The 9,558-nt window shown below is 56.3% G+C and carries 9 protein-coding genes and 1 pseudogene; 5 read left to right on the top strand and 5 right to left on the bottom strand.

Translation table 11 applies throughout. The features are described from left to right. Positions 1-541: 541 nt before the first annotated feature. The 5 genes and pseudogenes from E3T29_RS18680 to E3T29_RS18665 form a co-directional block, all read right to left on the bottom strand. Positions 542-1,180 carry an IclR family transcriptional regulator gene (locus tag E3T29_RS18680; protein ID WP_241987910.1) on the bottom strand — a complete coding sequence of 213 codons (639 nt, stop codon included), beginning with the start codon at positions 1,178-1,180 and terminating at the stop codon, positions 542-544. 3 nt (positions 1,181-1,183) lie between these two features. Continuing rightward, positions 1,184-1,327: pseudogene (locus E3T29_RS20805) on the bottom strand (helix-turn-helix domain-containing protein); the annotation flags it as partial. Positions 1,328-1,881: 554 nt separating this feature from the next. Continuing rightward, positions 1,882-2,727 carry an SDR family NAD(P)-dependent oxidoreductase gene (locus E3T29_RS18675; RefSeq protein ID WP_134346989.1) on the bottom strand — a complete coding sequence of 282 codons (846 nt, stop codon included), beginning with the start codon at positions 2,725-2,727 and terminating at the stop codon, positions 1,882-1,884. A gap of 7 nt (positions 2,728-2,734) precedes the next feature. Further along, positions 2,735-3,490 (bottom strand): GntR family transcriptional regulator, encoded by a 756-nt coding sequence (locus tag E3T29_RS18670; RefSeq protein WP_134346988.1) that lies wholly within the window; start codon positions 3,488-3,490, stop codon positions 2,735-2,737. 32 nt (positions 3,491-3,522) lie between these two features. Further along, positions 3,523-4,197, bottom strand: coding sequence for a cyclase family protein (locus E3T29_RS18665; RefSeq protein WP_166789787.1), 675 nt, complete (start codon positions 4,195-4,197; stop codon positions 3,523-3,525). Positions 4,198-4,559: 362 nt separating this feature from the next. Here E3T29_RS18665 and E3T29_RS19850 point away from each other — a divergent pair, with 362 nt between their 5' ends. From E3T29_RS19850 to E3T29_RS18640, 5 genes are read left to right on the top strand one after another with little or no spacing between them, the layout of a single operon-like run. Beyond that, the gene (locus tag E3T29_RS19850) at positions 4,560-4,817 is read left to right on the top strand and encodes a Zn-ribbon domain-containing OB-fold protein (RefSeq protein ID WP_166789788.1); all 258 of its coding nucleotides are present in this window, start codon (positions 4,560-4,562) and stop codon (positions 4,815-4,817) included. Further along, positions 4,810-5,952: a thiolase family protein gene (locus E3T29_RS18655; protein ID WP_134346985.1), complete on the top strand. Its 1,143-nt coding sequence runs from the start codon at positions 4,810-4,812 to the stop codon at positions 5,950-5,952. Before E3T29_RS19850 ends, E3T29_RS18655 begins: the two co-directional genes overlap by 8 nt. Beyond that, positions 5,952-7,169 carry a CaiB/BaiF CoA-transferase family protein gene (locus tag E3T29_RS18650; protein WP_134346984.1) on the top strand — a complete coding sequence of 406 codons (1,218 nt, stop codon included), beginning with the start codon at positions 5,952-5,954 and terminating at the stop codon, positions 7,167-7,169. Before E3T29_RS18655 ends, E3T29_RS18650 begins: the two co-directional genes overlap by 1 nt. 57 nt (positions 7,170-7,226) lie before the next feature. After that, a complete protein-coding gene (locus tag E3T29_RS18645; protein WP_134346983.1) occupies positions 7,227-8,615 on the top strand; it encodes an MmgE/PrpD family protein in 1,389 nt (462 codons plus the stop codon). 12 nt (positions 8,616-8,627) lie between these two features. Continuing rightward, positions 8,628-9,488 carry an SDR family NAD(P)-dependent oxidoreductase gene (locus tag E3T29_RS18640; protein WP_134346982.1) on the top strand — a complete coding sequence of 287 codons (861 nt, stop codon included), beginning with the start codon at positions 8,628-8,630 and terminating at the stop codon, positions 9,486-9,488. Positions 9,489-9,558 lie beyond the last annotated feature (70 nt).

Here is a 9,558-nt window from a genome sequence, read left to right as displayed (position 1 = left end):
AAAAGGACCACGCCTGATGCGTGGCCCCCTCACAGCAGAGCAGTTCACCCCGGCCAGCGCTACCGTGTACCCGGAATCGCGCTACCAAGTCGCCGGACTGGCGCTACCCACAAGCCCTACTCGCCAAGTACCAAGCACTTCCTCACCGGGAGTCTTCTGCGAGACGGTCCCGGCCGAGAACAGTCTGTTCAACTGCGGTAATCCGGGTGATGCAGGGATGATAGTCCAACTAGGTGATGGTGCTCAGCTATGTCAGCATCGGTTCAAGCGCATCTGAGTATTTGATGCCTTGAGAGCCACCCGATCGTGCGGTCCAGAGCCACCGTTCGTGCGGAAGGGAGCCAGGGGTGGTGTGACTGGGAGCCGCTGGCTCTCTCCGCTGGATTGTTAGCGGTCGGCCGGGTCGGTCTGCTCCCTCATGTTATGGGTGCCGGCCTCGACCCAGACGATGTTATGGATGATGCGGTCCATGATCGCGTCGTCGTGTGCACCGGAGCCGAGACGACTGCGCTAGGCCTCGTTAGCGCATGCAACTCGAATTTCAGGTGTGGACGATAGCGGCTTGCTGTCGTCGATCTTTTTCTGCGCTGGGAACTGTGCTGAAAAGATTCTTCTCAATTGCTGATGCTGAGCGCCGGAGCTCGGCAGAGACCTCGTGAAGACTTTGGTCGCTCAAAATGCTCCGCAGAGCCGAAACATGAATTGCGCCAACGATGGAGCCATTTCTCTGGATGGGCGCTGCGAGACCGATGATGCCCAAAACTGCCTCTTCGCGGGAGATGCTCATCCTCTCGATCCTGATCCAATCCAGTTCTCGCATTAGTGACTGCTTATCCACACGGGTTTGAGGGGTGAGTCTCTGTAACGGTCCATTCATCAAATCTTGACGAATCTCTCGGTTGAGCGCGGCAAATAACTTTCCTGCTGCGGTCGCATGGCGATACAGAGGCAGCCCGAGCGGAATGTGAACGTTGATCCTTTGCTGGCCTTGGAATCGGCTGGCGTATATGACATCGTTTCCTGTTCGCACCGCCAGGTAGGTGTCGAATCCGATCTTGTTCTGCAGCTTCTCTAGTTCTGGAGCGGCCACGTTGACAATGTTCAATCGTTCTTGAACTTTGAAGGATAAGCGAGCAGTTGCAGGCCCCACATCGTATCCATCACTCGTGGATGAGACCATGCCCCCTCGCGCCATGGCTTTTAGTAGGTCATGTGTACTGCTCACAGGGAGTGACAGGGAATGGCTCACTTGGGTTACAGTCTGTGGGCCTACTGACGCAAGACGTCCAAGAATATCGAAAATTCGCTTTAACCGCTGAATTTGCATGTCAACCCCCTAAGGCCCGTCTCTTCGTCGAGACGATATTCGATAATCCGGAAGTGATCTTCGAATATTCGAATTCAACTCTGTTCGGTTGAAACAATCAAATCGTCTTCGTGTTTTCGAAGAACAAAAATCTCCAGCGAGGGGTGCGATTGAGCCTATGTTCGCGAGGCCTGAGGTATTCGTTTGAGCAGTTCATGCTTTGAGAGCCCCGTGGCCTTGTCCGTATCCTCGGATGACGTGAATATCCGAGGGAGTTGGCCTGTCCGGCCAGTATGACTGTTGCCCATGGTTATTGCTGATCCGAGGGTGCCCTATGTGGTTGGTCAAGCTGCGAAGGATGATTGGGCATTGATAAATGCTGCCGTCTCGGAGCAAGGCGTAGAAGGCCGTCACCGTTTCGCCATAACTGTGTTCGATCGGTTCCAGTAACATGCCGCGTAAGGATTCTGCGGGCTGGTCGAGTGGGCACTCGTCGATGGCTAGCCACGTGTACGCCTCCTGCTTGAGTGGGAGTTTACCGGTGGCGTCGGAATCGTTCGGGCTGTTAACGAGGCTCATTTCGAGGGCGGTGACTCGAGTGGCAGCGTTCCCGTTACGCCTCCGTCGACCGGCAGCACTACGCCCGTGATCCATCGAGCGGCGCGGCTGGCAAGGAAGACCACGGCGTAGGCCGGATCCCATCCGGTTCCCTCAATTCCCAAAGCGGAGATGTGGTTGCGGGCTGCCCGCATCTCTGTGCTGAGCCCCCGCATCTCAATTCGGGGGGTAAGGACCTGCCCCGGGGCGACCGTATTCACACGGATTCCATCGCGCCCGTGCTGGGTAGCCATCGCCTTCGTGAGATTGATAATGGTTCCCTTGCTGGTGGGGTAAAAAAGGCTTGGATATCCTCCTCCGAGGCCTGCGATCGAAGAGATGTTGACGATGGATCCACCCCCTGCGCTGCGCATTATTGGCACAACATGCCGCGAGGCGATCACCATTGACTTCACGTTCACGCGCATTCCAGCATCCCAAGCCTCAAGATCAACGAATTCAGCGGTCCCACCAGGACCGACGATGCCAACGTTGTTTACGAGTGTGTTCACAGGGCCAAAATTGGCAACGACTTGCGAAACTGCTTCGAGCACCGCTCTGTCCTCCGCGAGATCCGCAATCGCAACTAATGACGTACCACCACGCCGGCTAATCATCCGATGAGTCTCTTCTGCGGCAGCCCTGTCGATATCGAGCAAGCCCACGCGGGCGCCAGCGTCTGCCAGCAGTATTGCGGACGCACGGCCAATTCCAATTCCTGGCCCGACGGAACCTGCGCCGGTCACAATGGCCGTTGTACCGGTTAGATCGAAAAGTTTGTGGAATGGAGCCGAGCTTGAGAGTGGATCGAAAGTGGTGGGCATCTTTGCCTTACTGGATGTTGTCGCTTGGGCTAGAAAGAGTTGCGAGCGGCCCGGTCGCGTCTTCGGAGAGAACCCGTAGCGCTCCCATTACCAAGGACTGGCTCAACGCCGGTGCGAGCACAGTGTCGTGGTCCCGGTATGCAAGTAAGAGCCTCTTGTGGTCGTCGAGAGAACGCTGCATGCGGCCTGGAGCGCTCATGCTCGTGTGGCGCAATCTGAGTACTTGGATTCCAAGACCTTCGAGGGCCTTCTTGAGCGTCATATCGCCAGCCAGAGTTGCGGATTGCTCGTGGAACAGCACATTCGCCCAAAAGAAAGCATCGACGTTTTCACGTTTCACAGCTGAGGTCATTCGGGAAAGAGTGTGCTCGAGGACCTCAATTCCGTCGGGACCGATGGTGCGGGCTAACCGGTCTGAAAGCACTGCGTCCAGTTGTGATCGCAGTGTGTAGATCTCACGGATTTGCTGTGGATTGAGTGTGATGACCCTCGGTCGTTTTCGGGCGGGAATGGCAACCAGGCCACCATTTTCGAGCACCATGAGCGCTTCCCGAATCGGAGTGCGACTGGTTCGGAATTGCTTTGCGAGGTCCATCGAGTTGAGGTCGTGCTCGGGCAACAAACGCCCTTCGATAATCGATCGCGCAATCGTAAGGGCGATCGTTCCCACAAGAGTGTTTTTCCGATCATCAAGATTGAGAAGTCTGCCCAGCAGTTCGGCTTCCTCGTCCTCGCTGATTGCATCGATGTTCGTCTGTAGCATGTTCAAACCCTAACCGGATGCCGAACCTATAATCAGCTGATGACCCGGGCCAAAGGGACGACCGGGCCTGCGTCAGAATCGTGAACACGAATTGGCACAGCCAGGACTTCTACTCGGTGCCCCGCTACCTTGGCCAACCCTGGACCGAGGTTCTCGATAATGAGCGTGTCGTGGCCGAGCAATATCTGATGTACGGGCCAGTCAAATCCGTCCGGACGAAAGCCGTCAGGTAGATCCGGGGTGAAGACGTCCATTCCGAAGAGCCGGACGCCCTTTGCGACCAGCCAGTGAGCCGCCTCCTCAGTGATGTACGGGTGACCCGACGAGTGGATGTCTTCCGTTCCGAAACGCGACGCATATCCGGTGTATATGAGGACTATGTCCCCTTCGCGTATCGGAGGCCCCGCCATTTTAATGTCGTCCACATCTATGGGAGAGACACCCTCGCGTTGAATGTCGAGGACCACCCCCTCCCCAACGAAATGCGACGTGGGATAGCCGTCAATCACTTTACCGTCCGGCATGAAATGTGCGGCTGCATCGATGTGGGTACCCATATGGGCGGCCATTTTTACGTGGGTGATACGGATGTGGATGGGATTGGGGGTGGCGACGTGATCGGTCCAATGTTCAAACTCGCCATGCGGTTTCGCCCCGGGCATTCCAGGGAAGAGCGGCTGGGAGAGATCAATCCATTGTGCAGTCATACTTGATTCCTTTTCTGAAGACACCGGTTCATCTTGAATCTTTACTGTCGACATTATCAGCCCGGGTATCTAACTTATACACCCATAATTGGCTTTTTGAGCCCCATAATTTGTCAAAAACGATGGTAGTGTCGACACTAGGTTGTAGAGGAATGAAATACCCTCCCACTTATGAAAGGACGTCGCATATGGCCGTTCAGACTGACGGAGGCAGAGACTCCGCCGCGAGCACGCTGCCCTATAACGATCTCGAGCTGGTGGAAACCGCAGTGCAAACGACAGTCGGACCTCGGCTTCAAGGGCAGACTTGTCGAGATTGCGGTCAAAACATGCTCGGCCGTCGCTACGTATGTAGTGGCTGCATGAGTTCAGAACTCGATCAGAGTTTATTTGGACCATTCGGCTCGTTGTATTCATACACGGTCGTTCGGGTGTCCCCCAAGTTTGCTGAGGCTCAGCTGATGGGTTATGTAGACCTTGATGAAGGTGTGCGTCTGCTTGCACTCATTTCAGCCGACCCGGACGTCCTGAGGTGCGATCTTCCTGTTGAGCTGGTCATTGGCAGTGATTGGTATTTCAAGACGTCCGAAACTAAAAGTGCGGCAGAAACAGATGACTGAGGCATATATTGTGGCGGGTGCCATGACCCGATTCGGCAAGTACAAGTCGTCTTCCTATGCTGGTTTGGCCGTACCTCCGCTAGTTGAAGCGCTGAGGGAGTCCGGTCTGAAAAAGGCTGAGGTGCAGGCTGTCTTTTGCGGACACTCCTACGGCGGGATGCTTACCGCCCAGCGGATCACTAAGGAGATTGGCCTCGGTGGTGTGCCCGCCGTAAACGTGGACAATGCATGTTCAGGCGGAGCGACGGCTGTCAGCCAGGCAATCAGATCCGTACAGAGTGGGCAGCACGAAGTCGTGATTGCCCTGGGTGTCGAAAAGTTGACTCAATTCAGTGGTGGCACACTTCCCCTTCCGGAGGAGGACCGTGAGGTTCAGCGCGGGATCGTGATGCCTGCGGTTTATGCAATGCGCGCACAGCGCTACCTCTACGAAACGGATGCAACGATCGAGGACTTCGCGGCGGTCAGCGTGAAAGCGCGTAGGCACGGCTCTATGAATCCGTTCGCCCAGATGCGCGCAGGCGTGACGGCCGCCGAGGTGCTCGAGTCTCGGCCGATTGCGGACCCGTTTACCCTCCTTATGTGTTGTCCGACGGGTGATGGTGCAGCTGTCGTCGTTATCGTTTCCGAAAGGGTTCGGAAACGTCTGGGGGGCAAAGCTGTGTCCTTCCGTGCATCTGTCCTCCACTCTGGCGAGGTCGCCGAGGGGTTTCGCGACATGACCGACCCGCAGATCACCACGAAATCAGCCGCGGAGGCCTATGAGCAGGCTGGTCTAGGTCCCGAGGATCTCGATGTCATCGAACTGCACGATGCGTTCTCGAGCGCCGAGATCATGTACTACGAGTCTTTTGGACTGGCAGAAAAGGGTCGAGGGTTTGAGCTTATCCGAGCGGGTGAGACGACCTTTGGGGGACGTGTTGTGGTGAATCCCAGCGGAGGCTTGCTGGCCAAAGGGCACCCGGTAGGTGCAAGCGGCGTCGCTCAAATTGTTGAGTTGTTTTGGCAGCTGACGGGTACTGCCGGTGAACGCCAGGTGGACGGTGCACGCTTTGGGCTTGCTCATGTGACCGGCGGGGGCATATCTGGTCTTGACCACGGAGCCTGTGCAGTGCACATTCTTGAGTCGACCTGATGCACGGGGAAGTTGGACTTGATCGGCCTCCTCTTGAAGGCTTGACAGTTCTAGACCTGACCACCTTTCTGTCCGGTCCGTTTGCGACACAGTTGTTGGCGGATATGGGAGCCAACGTGATCAAAGTTGAGCCACCGCAGGGCGACTCGAGTCGAAGAATTCCGCCTCACTTTGTTGACGGAGACAGCGCTTATTTCCTTGCTCACAACCGTAATAAGAGGAGCGTCGTACTTGATCTCAAGAATGTGCGCGACGTACAACGGCTCAGCGGAATGGTCGCTGCTGCGGATGTCGTGATCGAGAACTTTCGACCAGGTGTCACTACACGTCTTGGTATTGATCCCGAATTTTATTGCAAGCAGTATCCCTCGCTTGTGTGGGCTTCAATTAGCGGTTTTGGCCAAACTGGGGCCCGACGGGACCGGCCGGCTTACGACATGATCGTACAAGCTCTCTCTGGGGTGATGAGCCTGACGGGTGAGCCAGGCCGTCCAGCTGTTCGGCTCGGAATTCCAGCGGGCGACGTTGTGGCGGGGATGTACTCCGTAATTGGACTGCTTGCGTTGCTCACTCGCGTACGATCTGGAGGACCGGGTGGTCAGGTCGATGTGTCCATGCTCGATAGCCAACTCACAATGCTCTCCTATCAGGCTGTTTACTCGATGATTTCTAACACTGCCCCTCTACCACAGGGCGCTGGTCATGATTCGATTCCCACTTATAGGTCATTTGTGGGTTCGGATGGTCATGAACTGGTCGTCACCGCGAATACTGAGCGCATGTGGACAGGCTTGTGCGATGCGCTAGAGCTGCCGGAGTTGCTAAGCGATACGAGATATGAGTCCGGCGAGAGTCGCCTTAAGAACAAGTACACGCTGTGGGACGTCCTTGAGGCTCGCTTTTCCGAAAGGCCAGCAGCTGCTTGGGTTGACTCTCTCGTAACGAACGGCGTACCCGCAGCTCTTATTCGCTCAGTTCCTGAGGCGTTGTCGGACGCCAGAGAATCTGGACGGAACATGGTGGTTTCGGTCGTAGATGAAAAGAGGGGACGCTACGAGGCGGTAGCGTCCCCAGTCAAATTTGTTGGCACTGTGGAGGTGCGCCCGACCTTTCCTCCGCGCCTGGGCGATGATACTGATGCAGTCCTGGCCGAGTTTGGGATCAACGTGGCAATGGCCACTGTCGTTGCGGACTCGCAGGACCGCAATGAATCGTGAAGCTTTGAGCCGTTATTCGTTGTTTTCAGTAGTGGGAGGCCTGGGGCACTCAGCGTCATGACATATACGGATGACGTCGTGTCATATATCCAGATGCGGGGTACGTCTACGGAAAGCGGGCGGCGCCCCGTCTTGCACGCGATTGTAGACACTCTGGCAGTCGCGGCCGCCGCAAGTAGTACTTCGCTGGTTCGAACGGTTCGTTCGACCCTTGTGGCAACTGGTCCACAGGTCCTCTGGGGAACACGACAAACGGGGTCACCGATTGAGTCAGCTTTTCATAATGGTGTTGCGGCTCACGCGCTCGACTTTGATGACATGTCGGAAAGCGTGAGAGGACATCTGAGTAGTGTGCTCCTGCCTGCGCTATTTGCAGCGCTACTGGCGCTTCCCGAGGAAGATTCGAATGCCGCAGCAACACGCTTCTCGCGTGCCTATGCGGTCGCAGCGCAAGTAGCGGGTTCTCTTGCTGCCGGGCTCACCTTGGACGGACATTATCGCCGAGGGTTCCATTCCACAACCACAGTCGGTGCTATCGCTGCAACCGCCGGTGTCGCGCACTTGTTGGCGCTCACACCGAACATTACGCGCAACGCGCTGGGCATCGCCGCATCGACGGCCAGCGGGATCCGACAGAACTTCGGTTCCGATACTAAGGCGCTTCAAGTTGGGTCGTCTGCGGCAAACGCAATCCGAGCGATTCAATTTGCGGCTCGGGGTTTGACAGCCGACGCTGACAGCCTCGGTGGGCAGGCAGGCTTCTTGCGTGTTTTCGGCGAGCCAGCGGAACTTGAGAACGCGGTGTCGATATTGAACGGCCAAGCTGTCGTTGACCACCCAGGAATAAATATCAAGCTGATTCCGAGCTGCTATGAACTGCAGCGCACAGCGCATGCTGCGCTACAGCTGCGTGACAACTTGCCCGAATCGATTGATTCAATTCAAGTCACGCTGAACAGACGTGCGACGGACCCTCTAATTATGCGATACCCGACGAACGGGCGCGAAGCCCAGTTCAGCCCGTCCTTCGTTGTTGCTGCTGCATTTGAATTGGGGCAGCTCAATCTCTCAGCATTCACCGACGAGGTGGTATTTGACGCGAGAATCAGCGATATCGCCAGCAGAGTCGTCGTGGGCGAGGCGGATGCTCCGTCGGAAGGCGGAGCGCCGCTGTCCCGATTTGCTGCGATCACGGTGGCTGGAGGCGGTGCTATTGTCCAGGCTGTCGTCGAGGAGGCGCCTGGTAGCGCCCTGCTTGAACTGGATCGCAGCGCTCTCAGGAGAAAAGCACTTGACTGTCTCACAGTGTTGGGGCGCAGCGATCTTACCGGCCGGTTGTTTTCCGCAGCGCAGAGTCTCATTTACGGCGGTGAAACAGCTCCGATTCGCGATTTCATTATCGAGCTCGGACGCCCCGCTAATCACGGCGTTGTCAGACCCCAATAGAAAGGAACGTCAATGTCGCTTAGATCTGGACCTTCGGAGATCGCGCCAGGAGTGCGCTTCGATTTCTCGGGTAAGACCGCAATTGTAACGGGTGGAGCGGGAGGTATCGGGCTAGCAGTGGTTGCTGCATTCGCCGCTTCCGGCGCGCGGGTGGTAATCGCCGATACAAATGGCCGCGAGGCGGATGAAAAAGCCCGTGTTATCGATGGGGGCCGAGGGCTGGTAACGTCCTTCGCCGTGGATGTCACCGACGACCGGAGCGTTGCCGAATTGATGAAGTACTCGAATGAATTTGGTCCGGGTATCGAGATCCTCGTCAATTGCGCGGGGATCACCTCGACGCGCATTGTGGAAGAGACTTCGAGTCAGGAATGGAAGCGGGTACTCGACGTCAACCTGAGCGGAGTCTTTACGACCTGTCGTGAGGTCTTGCCGTACTTTGCCGAGAAGAAGTATGGGCGCATTGTTAACGTGGCGTCTGTTGCCGGCAAGCGGCTGAGCTACAATGCATCGGCTGCTTACACTTCAAGCAAGTACGGACTCATTGGTTTCACAAAGCACCTTGCTTATGAGGTTGCACCGGTTGGTGTTCGCGTTAACGCAGTGTGTCCAGGACCCGTGATGACCCCGATGCTCCAAGCGATGTCTGGAGAGGAAATCATCGCGTCGCGTCGCGCCGACATTCCGAATGGCAGGATTTCAACTCCTGAGGACCAAGCCAAACTCATTCTGATGTACTCGTCGGATCTTGTTGATTTCGTCGTGGGAACAGCCCTTGATGTAGATGGTGGTGCCCTGCTTGGTTGGTATCCAGTTGAGTCGTATTTTGAACGTCGGCTGGCCCAGCGTGATTGGAACGGCGCAAGTCGATAACTTTCAAATTCCTGTAGTCGCCCGCGGTAGTTCTCGCTTTCTCTCGCGGCAGCACTTCTAGTAAAGCAAG

The sequence above is a fragment of the Cryobacterium sp. TMT1-66-1 genome, assembly GCF_004403435.1.
GTDB lineage: Bacteria > Actinomycetota > Actinomycetes > Actinomycetales > Microbacteriaceae > Cryobacterium > Cryobacterium flavum.
Note: the sequence above shows the minus strand (reverse complement) of the source record. Positions and strands in the feature narration are given on the sequence as shown.